Source organism: Thiobacter subterraneus, from assembly GCF_055379455.1.
In genome coordinates this window covers 2,592,511-2,606,543 of the sequence record NZ_AP042402.1, presented here as the reverse complement: position 1 = coordinate 2,606,543, position 14,033 = coordinate 2,592,511, and the positions used below count along the sequence as shown (strand labels likewise).

The following is a 14,033-nucleotide window of genomic DNA, read 5'->3' as shown; positions in this document are numbered from 1 at the left end:
CCGGGCAAAGTGCTACAGTGCGCGCAGCATCCCTTCCCGCACAGGTCCCCCCATGGCCGCGGACGCCACCCTCTACAAAATCAACGTAAAGATCGCCGACATGGACGCCGGCTACTACGACAGCCACCGCCTGATTCTGGCGCGGCATCCGTCGGAAACCCTGGAGCGCATGATGGTGCGGCTGCTGGCCTTCGTGCTCTACGCCAGCGACACCCTCAGCTTCGGCCGCGGGCTGTGCGTGGAGGACGAACCCGCGCTGCGGCAGGAAGACGCCGCTGGTCGCCTGGCACTGTGGATCGACGTGGGCCTGCCCGAGGCGCGCGCCGTGCGCAAGGCCTGCCGGAGGGCGGACCATGTGGTGGTTCTGGCCTATGGGCGCAGCGCGGACCAGTGGTGGCAGCGGCAGCGGCAGGATCTGACAAAGCTGCCCAACCTGAGCGTGCTCAAGATCGAGCCCCAGCAAAGCGAGGCTTTGGCGCAACTCGCCCAACGCAACCTGGACCTTACCTGCAACATCCAGGAAGGCATGGTGTGCCTGCTGTCTTCCGGCCGCTCCGTGATCATCGAACCCGTCCCCCTCCTGGCTGCCGAGTGAGGCGCCACCACGCCGGCGACACTCGGCCACAGCAGGCGCGTCACTCGCATCCAGCACCTTCCCCCTTGGCCAGCGGCGCCACTCGTGCGCCCCCGCAAACACGGGCCCGTGGCAACCCAGTGGTCTGCCCTCTTGCGAGCTATGTCTTCGTCATGGATACTGTATGCTTTCTGCATAGCCAGGAAGCTGCATGGGAACGGTCAACCCCTTTGCCACCCGGCGTGTGGCGCTGTGCTTCGATGAGCGGGGCAATCCGCAATTCCACTCCACCTTGAGCCCGGAGGACTTTTGCCAGCGGGCCCTGTGTGTCGCCCCACCCCGCCACGTCATCCCCATCGTGTTCGTGCCGGGCATCATGGGGAGCAATCTGCGGTCGTTGAAGCGGATAAACGGTAAAACCGTCCCTGCCTGGCGGCCGCCCAACGGGTTATGGGAAAGCTTGGGCGAAGTACGCATGCGGTTAAAACAAAAACCGGAGGCCCGGCAGCTCCAACTCCACCCCAGCCGGGTCGAAGTGGACGACGGCGGCTTTGTCTCGATCCCCCGCGACTGCTACAACCTGGACACCCGGGAAGCCCGCCGGCGCGGCTGGGGGGAGGTGCACTGGGAGTCCTACGGCCCCTTTCTGCTCACCCTGGAACGCGCCCTCAACGACCAGTACGAAGACTGCGGCCGCCCCACCGCCACGCCGCTTGCCGTCTGGCAGCGGGCCCAGCGGCTCGATGAGGACACCCGCCGCCGCTGGGGCGCCCGGGGCGAGGCCCCTCCCCTGAGCCCGGCGGCCTTCCAGCGCCTGGACGACTACTACTACCCCGTCTGGGCCTGCGGCTACAACTGGATGGAAAGCAACGAGCGCTCCGCCCGGCGCCTGCTCGAACGCATCGAGGCCATCCTGGCGCACTACCAGGCAAGCGACTTCTTCATCCCGGAAGGCCGGGTGATCCTGGTGACCCACTCCATGGGCGGGCTGGTGGCGCGGCGCGCCGCCCAGCAGGCCCCCGAGCGCATCCTGGGGGTGGTGCACGGGGTGCTGCCCGCGCTGGGGGCGCCCGTGACCTACCGCCGCTTCCGGGCGGGCACGGAAAGCAATGGCCTGTTCGACCTCGTGGGCAAGCTCACGGCCGTGGTGCTGGGCTGGAGTGCGGCGGACACCACCTGCGTGCTGGCCCACTCCCCCGGCGCCCTGGAGCTTCTGCCCACCCGGGACTATCCCCCGGGCTGGCTCCGGGTGAAGGCGGGCACCCACACCCTCCTGAGCCTGCCCGAAACCGACCCCTACAGCGAGATCTACGCCAAGCGGGTGCAGGACGTCTGGTGGGGCATGGTGGACGAAACCCTCATCGATCCGGCGGGGTTGGTGGACAAAAAGCTTACGCCGTTTGACGCCTATGAGAACGCTCTCACAGAGGCACGGGCTTTCCACGACACCTTGGGTCTCTATTTCCACCCCCACACCTATGCCTATTTCGGGGTGGATCCCTGTCTGCCCACCTTCCACACGGTCTGCTGGGAGGCCACATCCCAGTTCGAGGACGGCCCCGTGAAACTCGGCCCGGAAGCGGGCGAGCGGCTCCGCCAGGCCCGGGCCACGGACTGGGACGGGCTGGGACGCTGCGAGGTGGCCCTGGGCGAGGACACCGTGCCCTTCCGGCTGGGGGCCAAGGACGGCCCCGGCGATGGCACGGTGCCCGAGCCCTCGGGGGCCCAGGTGGAACGGGCCGGCCTCAGGGCCAGCTTCCGCCTACAGGGCGTGGAGCATGCCTCGAGCTACCGCCATCCCGAGGTGTGGGACAACGTCTGCTACTGCATCGCCCGCCTGGTGGAGCAGGCCACACCCGTGACTGAACTGCCCCAATCGAAGAAGGAGCACTTTCCATGTCCCGATGGCTCTGCTGGCTCGTCCTCTGCCTCCTCGGCCCCCTCGCCTGGGGCGCTGATGACATGACCGGCATGCGTACCGTCTGTTTTGGGCGCTTTCTCATCGACGTGCCCCAGGAGGCCGTGGTGAGCGGCCAAAGCTACGAGTACATGTTCGGAGAGATCCGAAGCGAGCGGCTGGGCGGTGGTCCCGCCCTGTTCGAGCAGCGCATGGCCGAGCGGGAGGCCAAGCTTCGGGCGGGCAAGCACGAAGAGAAATTTAGCCTAGTCGAGTCCCGCCGCCCCTTTCCCCATGCGCGGGTGTTCACCTTAAGCAAACGGCTGATAGATAACGACACAACCCATGGCTTCGAGGCCTACCGACTGGACAAGGGCATGTTGTATTCCATGTCGGAGACGGCATTTGACGAATCCAAAATGACCCCGGTCATAACCCGCCTGGAAACCAAACTCCTCCCCAACCTGCGCTACCGCCTGCCGGAGGAAATCCCCACCGAGCCGGGCTTCTGCCTCGAGGAGGGCTTCATCGCCGATGCCGGCGATGAGTTCCACTACGAGCGGGCAGGCATCAGCTTCCGCATCCCCCGCTGGCCGGATGTGCTGATCTCGGTGGAAACCCTTACCAACCGCGACAAACTCAGCGAACCGCTGCTAACCCGCATCAGCAGGCCTTTCCCCGATTTCCTCGCCCAGGTCGCGTTGCAGCTGCGCGTGTTGCGCAAGGGTAACGGAACGTGGGACCCATTGCCGGGCAGGAGGTGCTCGACGCGCTGCCCAGCGGCAAAGGCTATGCGATCCACCATTTCGTCTGGGAAGCGGGCGGGGAACCCCGCTCGGTGTTGCGTCCTTCGATCAGCCTGGAATTTATGACCGGCGACGGACGCGAGACGGGCGAGCGTTATGTCCCCCCCTCCCTCACTGACGAGCAGGCCATCCGCCTGTTCGACGCCATCGTCAATTCCATCCGCCTGCGGCCCACGGGGCCCGGCAAGGGCGCGGCCGCCACCCCGCCGCCGCGCCTGCCCCTGGGCACCCGGGTCACCAGCCGCGCCCTCTGCCCCGAAAGCGGCCTGTGGCAGTGCCTGAACGAAGACGTCAGCCTCAACCCCCGCCGCCGCTTCATCCCCCGGGGCGCTCCCATGCCCTATGGCCTGGCCAGCCGCCCCGCGCCAGGGCTCAGGGGGCTATTGGGCGGCACGGAAGGCACCCCCGTCGAGGTCACCTGGCAGCTGGTGGACTACGGCGACGATCCCCGCAAGGCTCCCTCTGAGTCAGAATAGTTGTCGCCTCGATAGAATCTGAAACCTGAGGGCGATAAGGGAAGAACAAAGTAGCCAGATACGGACAAGCATTCAAGGACAAAGCGGTAGCACGGTTGTTGCCCCCGGAGAGCGCATCGGTGGAGACGGTTTCCCGCGAACTGAGTATTTCAACGGCGACGCTGGAGCGGTGGCGTGCGGATGCCCTGTCCAAGCCGGCTCGCGAGCGGGCTTGGACAGGGCCGGCCCGATTCGAGGCTGTGTTAGTCACCGCCGCAATGGATGAGGCCAGCAAGAGTGCCTGGTGCCGCGAGAACGGCGTGTATCCGCAGAAACTCGAGCAATGGCGTACAGCGGCGACACAAGCGCTGGCTGACCCCGAGGACACCGCGCGGATCAGCCACCGTGACAAAAAGGCCGACCGGCGACGTATCAAGGAACTGGAGCGCGACCTCCGCCGCAAGGAGAAGGCCTTGGCCGAAGCCGCCGCGCTGCTGGTGCTGTCAAAAAAGCTCGAGGCGATCTTTCCAAAGGACAAGGACGAGGACGCATGATTGGCCTGGAAGATCGCCAAACAATAGTCCGCCATATCGACACCGCACATGCCACGGGGGCGCGCCTGCGCCTGGCCTGCGAGGTCGCGGGCATCACCGTGCGCACCTTGCAACGCTGGAAGGCCGAGGACGGCCTGCACGTCGGCGATCGCCGGCCCATGGCCAAGCGCCCGACACCCGCCCATGCGCTCACCGAAGAGGAGCGCGCCCGCATCCTGGCGGTGGCCAACGAGGCGCGTTTCGCCGACCAACCCCCCGCGCGCATCGTGCCGACGCTCGCCGACGAAGGGATCTATATCGCCAGCGAATCGAGCTTCCAGCGCGTGCTGCGCGCCCACGGGCAGACGCGCCACCGGGGCCGGGCTCGTGCGCCTCAGCGTTCGCGCCCGCCAACCACCCATGTCGCGACCGCGCCAGGCCAGGTCTGGTGCTGGGACATGACTTACCTGCCCACGCAGGTGCAGGGGCGTTGGTTCCACCTTTACCTGATCCTGGATCTCTACAGCCGCAAGATCGTCGGATGGGAAATCCATGCGGCTGACCACGCCGACCACGCGGTGAGCCTGCTCAAGCGCACCGCGCTGGCCGAAGGCGTCCACGCGATGATCGACAAACCCGTGCTTCACGGCGATAACGGCAGCACGCTCAAGGCCACCACGGTGCTTGCCATGCTGCACTGGCTGGGTGTCAAACCCTCTTACTCGCGCCCGCGCGTCTCCGACGACAACGCCTTCGTCGAGTCGCTGTTCAAAACGGCCAAGTATCGCCCCGAATTCCCGGCGCGGGGCTTTGCCACCCTTGAAGAGGCCCGCCGCTGGGGACGGGACTTCGTGCACTGGTACAACTTCGAGCACCGCCACAGTGGCATCCGCTACGTCACGCCGGCGCAGCGACACGCGTTGGAGGACCAGGCCATCCTGGCCAAACGCCATCAGACGTATCTCCAGGCCCGCGAGCGCCACCCTGCGCGCTGGTCCGGGGAGGTTCGCGACTGGACACCGGTCGGTGCGGTCACGCTCAATCCGGAGCGCGATGCCGTCGTGCGCGGCCACGTACATGCCGAAGATACAGGGCAGTTTGTTGCATGAATCAGGCGACAACTAGCTTGACTTGTTCCGGTTCTCCATCAGCCCATGGGGCACACGACACAGCCCTTGGCCCCCTGCCAAGCGCCCGGAGGGATCTTAAAGAGGATTTGCGGCAGCATCGCCTGCAATGGCCGCTCCGGCAGCACCGGCCTTGGCTTATTCCCAGGGGCTGGCCAGGCTACCGCGACCACCGCACACCTCACCAGCCCGCCGGTAGTGCGGGGCGGAATTTGCAGAGAGAAAGATGCACAACTCCCTGCCCACCCAGCCGGTCTTGGTCAGGATGCCGTCGCCATCAAAGTCGAAGTCAATGTGGGCGGGGTAGCCCACTGCCTCCCAGCCGTCGCTGTCGAGATCCAGGATGAAGGGGTCCCGGGGCCAGCGCCAGGGTTTGGCGCGGTTGAAATCGGAACGAGATAACTCATCCGGATGAAATAAATCATATAACTTTGAACCCAGATTCCAATCGTTTATGTAGTCTATTCCCCGGCCAACGAGTTCCGCTGCAACTAAGCCAGCGAGTGCCTGTGCTCTGGCGATATCTGCCTCTCGCCCTGAAACAGCTTTGCCAAGCCGCCAATCTGACAGGGCTTTTGCCAACCCATTGAGAGCCCAGTACGTTCGGAATGTGCTTTCGGCTGCCACGCCAGCCGCCAGCATTGCCGTGAGTTTGGCAACATCCGCAGCCAGATTCTGGCTCTGCCCGAGTTCAATAGCAGTCTTGATATTGTCTATAGTTTTCAGAATTTGAACGTCAACGGACGACATCGTGTTATCTCCAGAAAATGATGTAAGCCGGGACAAGCGCCAGCACTGTTAAGCTGATAAAAGAGAATAGTGCCGGCGATCGGTCGGATGGCAAGGTGCCAATTCGATGCCTCACGTAAACAATCAGCAGTAGAACAGGATAGAAAAATAAGGCTAGTGAACTCAATCCGGTCCATTCTGATGGTTGGAAAAGCGTGTAAGTTGCCCATGAAAAATAAGTGATGGACAAAGCCACTAAGTAGTAACCATCGTATGTATGCAAGATGAAGCCAAATAGCTGTCTGATGCAGGTGAAGGATTCCAGACGTTCAGTTTGACCATCAAACGATTTCATGCCGCTACCCGCCATGTCCAGTAATTTGCGTATGTGCCGCCGTCCCGCCGTCGCCAGTCTTTTGAATCACAGCGGCATAATCACCGCCGGTTGCTGTGCCGTTGGCCAGTTTTTCGCCAAGCGCGCCCACGGACGCAGCCCATGCGGCCTGACCGACGACCAATTTGGCATATCCCATGCCGAAAGTACCGGCTATGCTGTTTCCGATCTGGCTGGCAACAAAGCTGGCGGCAGCAGTCGCTGCCGCTGCATTCTGAATCGCACTCATGATTTTCCTCCCATCATCGCGCCCAAGACTACGAAAACAAGCCCAGCAACCAAAGCCGGCACCCATAACCTATTCGCCAATGCAACACGCGCCTTGGTACGCGGGTGCCGCGCATAGAAGTCGGCTAGCTCACCCTTCGGGTCCCGCCACACTTCAAGCCATGAATATCCCCAAATGACGCAAAAGATCAGCATCACCGAACCGGCTGCTGTAAAAAACTTGCTCACGTGTTCTACTCCTCCACCAAACTCATGTGCATGGCATGCTGCCCCATGTTCACCACCTCATCCACCTGCAAGCCCTTGGGCACCTGATGCGTGATGAAGATCATCGTCACCTTGCCCTTGAGCGGGTTGATGGTCTGGGCGAAGTGTTCGGCAGTCTGCTGATCCAGATTGGAGATCGCCTCGTCAAAGATCAGCACCTTGGGGCGCTTGAGCAGGGCACGGGCAATGGCAATGCGCTGGCGCTGTCCGCCTGACAAGCCTGTGCCACGCTCGCCGAACTCGGTCTGGTAGCCCTGCGGCAGTTTCTCGATCACCTCGTGGATTTCCGCCGCTTTGCACGCAGTGATCACATCTTCAAAGCTCGCATGCGGATGGGCCATGGCCAGGTTGTCGTACACCGTGCCGGAGAACAGCACCGTCTCTTGCGGCACCACGCCAAAGGTGGCTCTGAGTTCGTTGGCGGCGAGTTGCCGGATGTCGCGCCCGTGGAGCAGGATTTGCCCCTCCTGCGGCCAGTAGAAGCCTTGCATCAGCTTGGCCAGCGTGCTCTTGCCGCAGCCGCTGGGGCCCACCAGCACGGTGAGCTTGCCGACGGGAATGCTGAGGTTGAGATTGCGGTAGAGCCAGGGATGCTGTTCGGAGTAACGGAAACCCACGTCGCGGATCTCGATGCGGCCCTCGCCACCGGCGGCGCGTTGCGGTGTCAGGGTGAACGGCTCCTGTGGCATGTCCGGAATGTCGCCCAGGCGTTTGACAGAAATGCTGGCCTGCTGGAATTCCTGCCACAGCCCGACCAGCCGCAGCAGTGGCTGGCTCATGCGGCTGGCGAACATCTGGAAGGCGACCAGCATGCCGACGGTCATTCCCGCTTCGGGCTGCATCACCAGCCAGGCACCGACGATGAGGATGGACAGCATCATCACCTGCTCCAAGCCGTTGGCGACGACGTTGTAGGTGTTGCCCACCTGTTTGGTGGCAAAGCCTGCCGAAAGGTATTGCGCCAGGTAGGTGCCGTAGCGCTTACCGACATCCGGCTCCAGTTGCAGGGATTTCACCGTGGCCATGCCGGCCAGGTATTCGGTGAGGAAGGCCTGGTTGCGGGCGCCGAGCAGGAACTGCTTGTCCAGCCGTTCGCGGAAGACGGGCACCATGATGAGGCTCACGGTGACGATCAGCGCCATGATGCCCAGGGCGATCAGCGTGAGCTGCCAGCTGTAGGAGAACATCACCGCCAGGAAGATCAGCAGGAAAGGCAGGTCCAGCACCAGACTCACCGCCGCACCGGAGATGAACTCGCGCAACTGCTCCACGCCGTGCAGGCGGGCCACCAGGGTGCCGGTGGGTCGCGCTTCGAAATACGGCAGCGGCAGGTGCAGCAAGTGCTTGAGCACCTTCTCACCCAGCACGGCGTCGATGCGGCTGCCGGTGTGCAGCACCAGATACTGGCGCAGCCAGCTCATGCCGCTGGTGAAGAGCATGAACACCACCAGCGCCACGCCGAGCACGATGAAGGTGCTTTCCGAATGGTGGGCGATGACCTTGTCGATGATGACCTGGGTGAACAGGGGTGTGGCAAGGCCCACCAATTGGATGGCGAGGCTGGCCAGACGAACATCGCGCCAGATGCGCTTGTGGCGCAGTAGTTCGGGCACGAACCAGGAGAAGCCGAAAGGCTTGCTCTGGGATTCGGGCGATTCGGCGCGGCGGACGGATTCCGACACCGGCGGATCGGCCTGCGCCACCAGCAGCAGAACCGGCGCGGCCTGGGCGCGGGCGGCATCGAGCGCCACGGTTTCCGGTGCGGACTGGCCGGGTTTGACCCAAGCGAGGGTGTCGTCACCGTGCTGGACGATCAGCGCCGGGGTGAGCGGAGTGCGGAGTGGATGCTGGGGTGAAACAGTGCTTGCCGGTTCGACAGCGGTCTGCGAGGTTTCTGGAGCCGGAGCAGACAGCAGTACCACGGCAGGCAGCGGCAAAGCCGACAACCCCGCCTCCGGCCAGTGCGTGAGCCCCGCCTTGAGGCCGAGCGCGTCCAAGGCCTCGATCAGCGTGGGCAGATCGATCGGCGGCGGAAAACGCTTGATCACCAGCTCGGCATCGAACGGCTGGCGATAGAAACCGGCCAGGCTCGCCAGGAGCCGCAGCGCGGCTTGGGTGCCTACGTGTCTTTCCGAATCGGCAACCCTGTCCTGATGCACGCCCTGCATGTTTTTGTTTTTCTTCGTCAACGGCAATCAATTACAAATGGAGTATGCCATTGTCCTTGCCTGGGGGGTGTTGTCAACGGCCTGCTGGCATGTTGTCACATGATGTGGTCAGATGTATGGTGTGGATACAGCGGTGTATGCTCACAGATGCGGGCAAGCACCAAAGCTGAGGTTGAGTTCTTTCGTCCGCTTGCGTAGGAGCCTTCGCGGGCACCCGCCCGAGTCGTGATCGACTCAAAAAGCCATGATGCTGCACCCCAAAGTTTTCATCCGACCAGAGTTATGAATCCTTTGGCCTTTTTTGAATTTCGAGTGGGTGCTACAGGCATAACCGGCTTGAAGCCAGGATCAAGGGCGGGCGGCGCGCCTTTTGCCGCCCGCCCTTGACACCGGGTTCAAGCCCATACGCCGGTCCGAGGCTGGATGCGGCAGAATGCGGCATTGAGTCTTGGAAACAACAACGCGATCATGCACAACCAACTGTTTGAAGCCGCCTTCCGCGTCAGCTCGCCCTAGCCCGGATATTTCACCGGCCCTCTGATCAAGAGGTCACTTTGAGGTTAGCAGGACTCATGAGTGGTGGACGGTGGAGGCTTGCTCAAGAATTAGGCATTTTGGCGAATGAAGGGCGCACCACCCCCTACCCCCGAAGCGTCAACATGTCGGGGCCGCACTGGGGAACGCTCATGGAGAGGCCAGGGCGCGCGCGGCAGTCAGGAAGAGGTCGCGCAAGGGGTGATGCGAGGCGAACAGAATGCGGATGCGCCGGGTGTTGCGCACCACTGCCGCACCAATCTTGAGCAGTCTGACCCGAATCGTCGCCGCACTCGCCCGCGCCAGCTCTGTGCCGGCGAGTGCGAGTTCGCGCAGGCGCTGCATCAAGGTATAGGCCAGTGCCGAGAACAGGATGCGCAGCCAATTGCTCAGGAACTTCTGGCTGCTGGCGCGGGTGCCGAACAGATCGAGCTGGGTCTCCTTGATCCGGTTCTCCGCCTCGCCCCGCTGGCAATACAGGCCGTCGTAGAGCTCGGCCGCCGGCAGATCGAGGTTGGTCACGATGAAGCGGGGATTGGCGCCCTGAGCGCCGAACTCCAGGCGGGTGACGATGCGACGCTCGATGTTCCAGGACTCCGCCGCATAACGGAACTCGCGGATCGCACGCTGCTTCGTGCCCTCGCGGACGAAGGCCGCTTCGAGCTCGGCTTCCCATGCTTGAACCGCCTGGTGCAGGCGGGCATTCCTGGCCACGCCAATGACGTAGCCGACTGCGTGCCTTTCGCACCAGCGAATCAGGCGTTGCCGGCAGAAGCCGGAATCCCCCCGGACAATGATCCGGACATGAGGCCACGCCTCGCGCAGCCGGGTGACCAGGAGCTTGATCACGGCTGCGGCATGTTTCGCCCCGTCGATGCGGCTTTTGCGCAGGACGCAGGCCAACAGGGACTTGCCGCAGTAGACATACAGCGGCAGGTAGCAATGGTGGTCGTAGTAGGCGTGGAACGCTTTGCCCTCCTGCTCGCCGTGCAGGGGAATGTCGGAGGCATCCACATCCAGCACCAGTTCGGCAGGCGCTGCGGCATGGCTGGCGATGAACTGCTCGACGAGCACCCGGTTGATGGCCACCACGTCGGCCCGGCTGGCGCGGCGTTCCATGCGGCACAGGGTCGGGCTGCTGACAAGGGGCTCATTCGTGCCGACCGCGGTTTGCATCAGCGGGTCCTCCCGCAGGGCGGCATGGTCGTTCAGGTCTTCGTAGCCACAGCACAGGCCGTACAGCCGCTGTGCCACCAGGTCGCGCAACTTATGCACGATGGAATCGGGCTTGCGCGGGTCGTGCAGGGCAGCGGCGACTGCCGCCGACAGGCCGATTCTGCGATCCACCTGCCGCAGCAGCATCAGACCGCCGTCCGAGCTGAGCGCTCCGCCCTCAAAATTGGCTTCGATTACGCGGCGCCCAAGACGCCCAAATCTCATCAGATCCGCGGTACACTTTGGCATCGGCACAGCCCCCCTCAAAATCTGCTTCACACGCTGATTTTACGCGGGTCTACACGCTGTGCCGATACCTTCCCTATGAAATATCCGGGCTAGTTCGTCCAGGGCGACGATTTCGATGCCGCCAAGAAGACCCTGACGATTCGAATCGACTTTGCCGCCGGCAGCCGCTTTGCCCATCCTGCGGCCGCCGGGCTGCACCCGGTGCATGAACCCAGGTCAAGCGTTACCGGCATCTCAACTTCTTCCAGCACGAGTGCTACCTGGAGGTGCGCACGCCCCGGGTGAAACTGCCCGACGGGCGGCTGGTGCTGGTCGAGCCCGACTGGGCAGGCAAGCTCTCGGGCTTCACGCTGCTCTTCAAGGCCCTGGTGCTGGCCCTTGCGCGCGAGATGCCCTTTGCGGCGGTGGCCCGCACGGTGGGCGAATCCTGGCACCGGGGGCATGCAATTTGCGCCCGCTACGTGGAGCTGGCCGTGGCTGCGGCCGACCTGTCCGCAACGACGGCGCTGGCGATCGACGAGACCGCCTACCGGCGCGGCCACAACCACCTCACCGTTGCCGCCGGTGCCGACGAGCGCAAGGTGGTGTTTTCGACCGAAGGTCGGGAGGCCGAAACCATCGAGCGGCTGGCCGAGCACCTCACCCAACACCAGGCCACGCCGGAGCAAATCAGCTCGGTGAGCATCGACATGTCGCCGGCCTTCATCAAGGGCGTGACCGACCACCTGCCCAACACGCGCATCAGCTTGGACAAATTCCACGTCATCGCCCAGGCCTCTGCCGCCGTCGACAAAACGCGCCGCCTGGAGCAGAAGACCGCCCCCGATCTGAAGGGCTTGCACTGGGCGTTGCTCAAGGACCGGGATCGGTTGCCGGAGAGCCAACGGGCTGACCTCGATGCCCTCATGCGGATCAACCCGCATGCCGCGCAACCCACTCGAAATTCAAAAGAGCCAGTTTGACGATATTCGGGGCGGTTGGCGCTGGAACACGAATGTTCTACATTAGCCCCATGTCCGTCGAATGCTACGGCCAGCGTCTGCTCAACCCCTTCCGGGGTGCCATGCACACCATTCGCTATGAAGCGGCGGAAGCCGTCACCCTGGACGGGGTGCACTGGGACATCTATGTCGCCAACGACAGCCTGCTGGAAGGCCTGGACGCAAGCCGCCATCCCCAGATCACGGACATCCGGTTCGGTGCCTGGTCGCTGGCCAAGGGCCTGAAACGGGGCCCCATCTATCCCTCCGAGGATTTCCTGCGCATGGAGGAAATGGGGGCCATCGTCTATCAGTACCTGACCCAGGTGCATCAGCGGGTGCCCTTCCCCTTTCGCGACCGTCACGAGTTCTGGCTGCTGGACGAGGACGGCCGGCCGCTGGCCCTGCTCCACAGCGTGGTGGAACCGGATGACATGGATCTGGACGTGGAGCTGGAATGGCGGCCGGGCTTCCTGGCGCGGGAACGCTTCCGCAGCGATGCGCTGCCCGCGGGGGCCGGCTCGGCCGCGGATCATCTGGCCCGGCACATCAATGCCCGCGCGGGCGCGTCCCGTGCCGGCCAGTGGTTCCGGCGCGAGGCGGACGGCTCAGGCACGGGCCTGGCCCATACCGATGGCGCAGGTGCCGGCCGGCGGCTGCCGCCGGCGGCCTTCCCGCCCCTGCTGCTCGCCGTGGACTGGATGGATGGCGGCCTGCGCCAGCTCGCTGCGGATTTCCAGGCCTGGCAGGCGCCCTGGCTGCTCGCCCTGCCCGATCTGGACACGGCGCTGCGCGCCGAGCTGGAACGCAAGGCGCGGGAGCAGGCCGCGGTGGTGGAGAGGCTCCACCGTCTCTATCCGGAAGTGGTGGACCGCAAGATGATCAACGCCGCGCTGGTGGAGGCCATGCTCTGCCGGGCCCAGGCGGAGGAGGCCCCAAGCCGGGACAGCACCCTGTCCACCTTCTACATCGAACTCGCCCAGAACCCGCCCGACTGGGAGCGGGGCCGCTGACTCAGTCCCCCCACACCCGCAGCCCCGGCCGCAGGGCCCGGTAGTTGCGCATCATGACGATGGCCTTGCGCACCACCGGCTCGTCGATCACGGGCACCGCCAGCGCCACCTCCGCACGCCAGCAGCCCGGCCGCTCCTCGCTTAGATGCATCGCCCCGCGGGGTCGCCTGGGGGGTGTGGGCAGCGGCCCCCGCTCCGCCTGGTAGTGCGCCAGGGTGGCCAGACGCAGGCGCCACACCACGGCCTGCCCCTGCATGGGACCCACGAAGCGCACCTCGGCCACGGCCGCCGGCACGGCCGTGAGCAGCAGATAGTCTTGCCCCAGCGCGTCCAGATGGCGTGCCAGGGTTTCGGGCGTGGTGAGGGTGGTGTCCTCCGCGGCAGGCATTACCGGACCTCACAAAAAAATGGCCAACCGGTGGGGTTGGCCAGGGCAGGCATCCGCGCGGCGACACACCGCGCGGGAGAGGAATCAGACGCAGCCGGTGGGTTTGGGCAGGCCGCCGTACTTGGTGATGGGCTTCATGGGGCCCGTCATCCACAGCTTGAACACGTCCTGCTGGTCCCAGCCGATGTACTTGGCGAACTTGCGGATCGGGGGCACCGAGCCGAACTCCTCGTAATACTGGCGGGCTTTCATGATCTGGTCCCACTTCTCGTCAGTGAGCTCCACGCCGTCCGCTTCCGCCATGGCGCGACCGATTTCCGGCGTCCATTCGTTCATGTCTTCCAGATAGCCATCGCCATCACGCTTGGGTAGTTCCATGTTCAACCTCTCCAACCTCAAATGAACCAACGACCGGGGGCGGGGGGTCCGCCCGCAATAATCGAGCAAATTGCTCAGCTATTAGACAGTAACCGAGC

At 64.1% G+C, this 14,033-nt stretch carries 11 protein-coding genes and 2 pseudogenes; 6 read left to right on the top strand and 7 right to left on the bottom strand.

Annotated elements, in window-relative coordinates:
• Nucleotides 1–52 precede the first annotated feature (52 nt).
• The 4 genes and pseudogenes from ACZ42P_RS12860 to ACZ42P_RS12845 all read left to right on the top strand — a co-directional run bounded on the left by ACZ42P_RS12860 (nt 53) and on the right by ACZ42P_RS12845 (nt 5,374).
• Entirely contained in the window at nt 53–595 is a 543-nt protein-coding gene (locus ACZ42P_RS12860; protein WP_464897930.1) for a YaeQ family protein, read from the top strand.
• Nucleotides 596–785: 190 nt separating this feature from the next.
• A complete protein-coding gene (locus ACZ42P_RS12855; RefSeq protein WP_464897929.1) occupies nt 786–2,540 on the top strand; it encodes an alpha/beta hydrolase in 1,755 nt (584 codons plus the stop codon).
• Nucleotides 2,471–3,753: pseudogene (locus ACZ42P_RS12850) on the top strand (T6SS immunity protein Tli4 family protein). Before ACZ42P_RS12855 ends, ACZ42P_RS12850 begins: the two are co-directional and overlap by 70 nt.
• 95 nt (nt 3,754–3,848) lie before the next feature.
• Nucleotides 3,849–5,374 (top strand): IS3 family transposase gene (locus ACZ42P_RS12845; protein ID WP_464897928.1). Its coding sequence is split into 2 segments (ribosomal slippage): nt 3,849–4,236 and nt 4,236–5,374, totalling 1,527 coding nucleotides; the frame shifts between segments, so codons are not numbered across the junction.
• A gap of 156 nt (nt 5,375–5,530) precedes the next feature.
• Here the strand turns inward: ACZ42P_RS12845 and ACZ42P_RS12840 are convergent.
• The 5 genes from ACZ42P_RS12840 to ACZ42P_RS12820 form a co-directional block, all read right to left on the bottom strand.
• On the bottom strand, nt 5,531–6,142 hold the full coding sequence (locus ACZ42P_RS12840) for a hypothetical protein (protein WP_464897927.1): 612 nt from the start codon (nt 6,140–6,142) through the stop codon (nt 5,531–5,533).
• A gap of 338 nt (nt 6,143–6,480) precedes the next feature.
• The gene (locus ACZ42P_RS12835) at nt 6,481–6,744 is read right to left on the bottom strand and encodes a hypothetical protein (RefSeq protein WP_464897926.1); all 264 of its coding nucleotides are present in this window, start codon (nt 6,742–6,744) and stop codon (nt 6,481–6,483) included.
• Nucleotides 6,741–6,971, bottom strand: a complete 231-nt coding sequence (locus tag ACZ42P_RS12830; protein WP_464897925.1) for a hypothetical protein — start codon at nt 6,969–6,971, stop codon at nt 6,741–6,743. The genes ACZ42P_RS12835 and ACZ42P_RS12830 overlap by 4 nt, the downstream gene beginning before the upstream one ends.
• A gap of 5 nt (nt 6,972–6,976) precedes the next feature.
• Nucleotides 6,977–9,178 (bottom strand): peptidase domain-containing ABC transporter, encoded by a 2,202-nt coding sequence (locus ACZ42P_RS12825; RefSeq protein WP_464897924.1) that lies wholly within the window; start codon nt 9,176–9,178, stop codon nt 6,977–6,979.
• Between the two features lie 684 nt (nt 9,179–9,862).
• On the bottom strand, nt 9,863–11,176 hold the full coding sequence (locus tag ACZ42P_RS12820; protein WP_464899413.1) for an IS1380 family transposase: 1,314 nt from the start codon (nt 11,174–11,176) through the stop codon (nt 9,863–9,865).
• Between the two features lie 93 nt (nt 11,177–11,269).
• Between ACZ42P_RS12820 and ACZ42P_RS12815 the strand changes: the two are divergent.
• Together ACZ42P_RS12815 and ACZ42P_RS12810 are read left to right on the top strand one after the other, a co-directional pair.
• Nucleotides 11,270–12,084 (top strand): annotated as a pseudogene (locus ACZ42P_RS12815) (ISL3 family transposase); the annotation flags it as partial.
• An 86-nt stretch (nt 12,085–12,170) separates the two neighbouring features.
• The gene (locus ACZ42P_RS12810; protein ID WP_464897923.1) at nt 12,171–13,169 is read left to right on the top strand and encodes a hypothetical protein; all 999 of its coding nucleotides are present in this window, start codon (nt 12,171–12,173) and stop codon (nt 13,167–13,169) included.
• A 1-nt stretch (nt 13,170) separates the two neighbouring features.
• Here ACZ42P_RS12810 and ACZ42P_RS12805 read toward each other — a convergent pair whose 3' ends face one another.
• Nucleotides 13,171–13,557, bottom strand: a complete 387-nt coding sequence (locus ACZ42P_RS12805) for a hypothetical protein (protein WP_464897922.1) — start codon at nt 13,555–13,557, stop codon at nt 13,171–13,173.
• Between the two features lie 84 nt (nt 13,558–13,641).
• A complete protein-coding gene (locus ACZ42P_RS12800) occupies nt 13,642–13,935 on the bottom strand; it encodes a TusE/DsrC/DsvC family sulfur relay protein (RefSeq protein WP_347308203.1) in 294 nt (97 codons plus the stop codon).
• Between the last annotated feature and the right edge of the window lie 98 nt (nt 13,936–14,033).

Excerpts from the sequence above, each read along its gene's own strand:
- ACZ42P_RS12860 (WP_464897930.1), top strand. The coding sequence starts at position 53 with ATGGCCGCGGACGCCACCCTCTACAAAATCAACGTAAAGATCGCCGAC.
- ACZ42P_RS12855 (WP_464897929.1), top strand. The coding sequence starts at position 786 with ATGGGAACGGTCAACCCCTTTGCCACCCGGCGTGTGGCGCTGTGCTTC.
- ACZ42P_RS12840 (WP_464897927.1), bottom strand. The coding sequence starts at position 6,142 with ATGTCGTCCGTTGACGTTCAAATTCTGAAAACTATAGACAATATCAAG.
- ACZ42P_RS12835 (WP_464897926.1), bottom strand. The coding sequence starts at position 6,744 with ATGAGTGCGATTCAGAATGCAGCGGCAGCGACTGCTGCCGCCAGCTTT.
- ACZ42P_RS12825 (WP_464897924.1), bottom strand. The coding sequence starts at position 9,178 with ATGCAGGGCGTGCATCAGGACAGGGTTGCCGATTCGGAAAGACACGTA.
- ACZ42P_RS12820 (WP_464899413.1), bottom strand. The coding sequence starts at position 11,176 with ATGCCAAAGTGTACCGCGGATCTGATGAGATTTGGGCGTCTTGGGCGC.
- ACZ42P_RS12810 (WP_464897923.1), top strand. The coding sequence starts at position 12,171 with ATGTTCTACATTAGCCCCATGTCCGTCGAATGCTACGGCCAGCGTCTG.
- ACZ42P_RS12805 (WP_464897922.1), bottom strand. The coding sequence starts at position 13,557 with ATGCCTGCCGCGGAGGACACCACCCTCACCACGCCCGAAACCCTGGCA.
- ACZ42P_RS12800 (WP_347308203.1), bottom strand. The coding sequence starts at position 13,935 with ATGGAACTACCCAAGCGTGATGGCGATGGCTATCTGGAAGACATGAAC.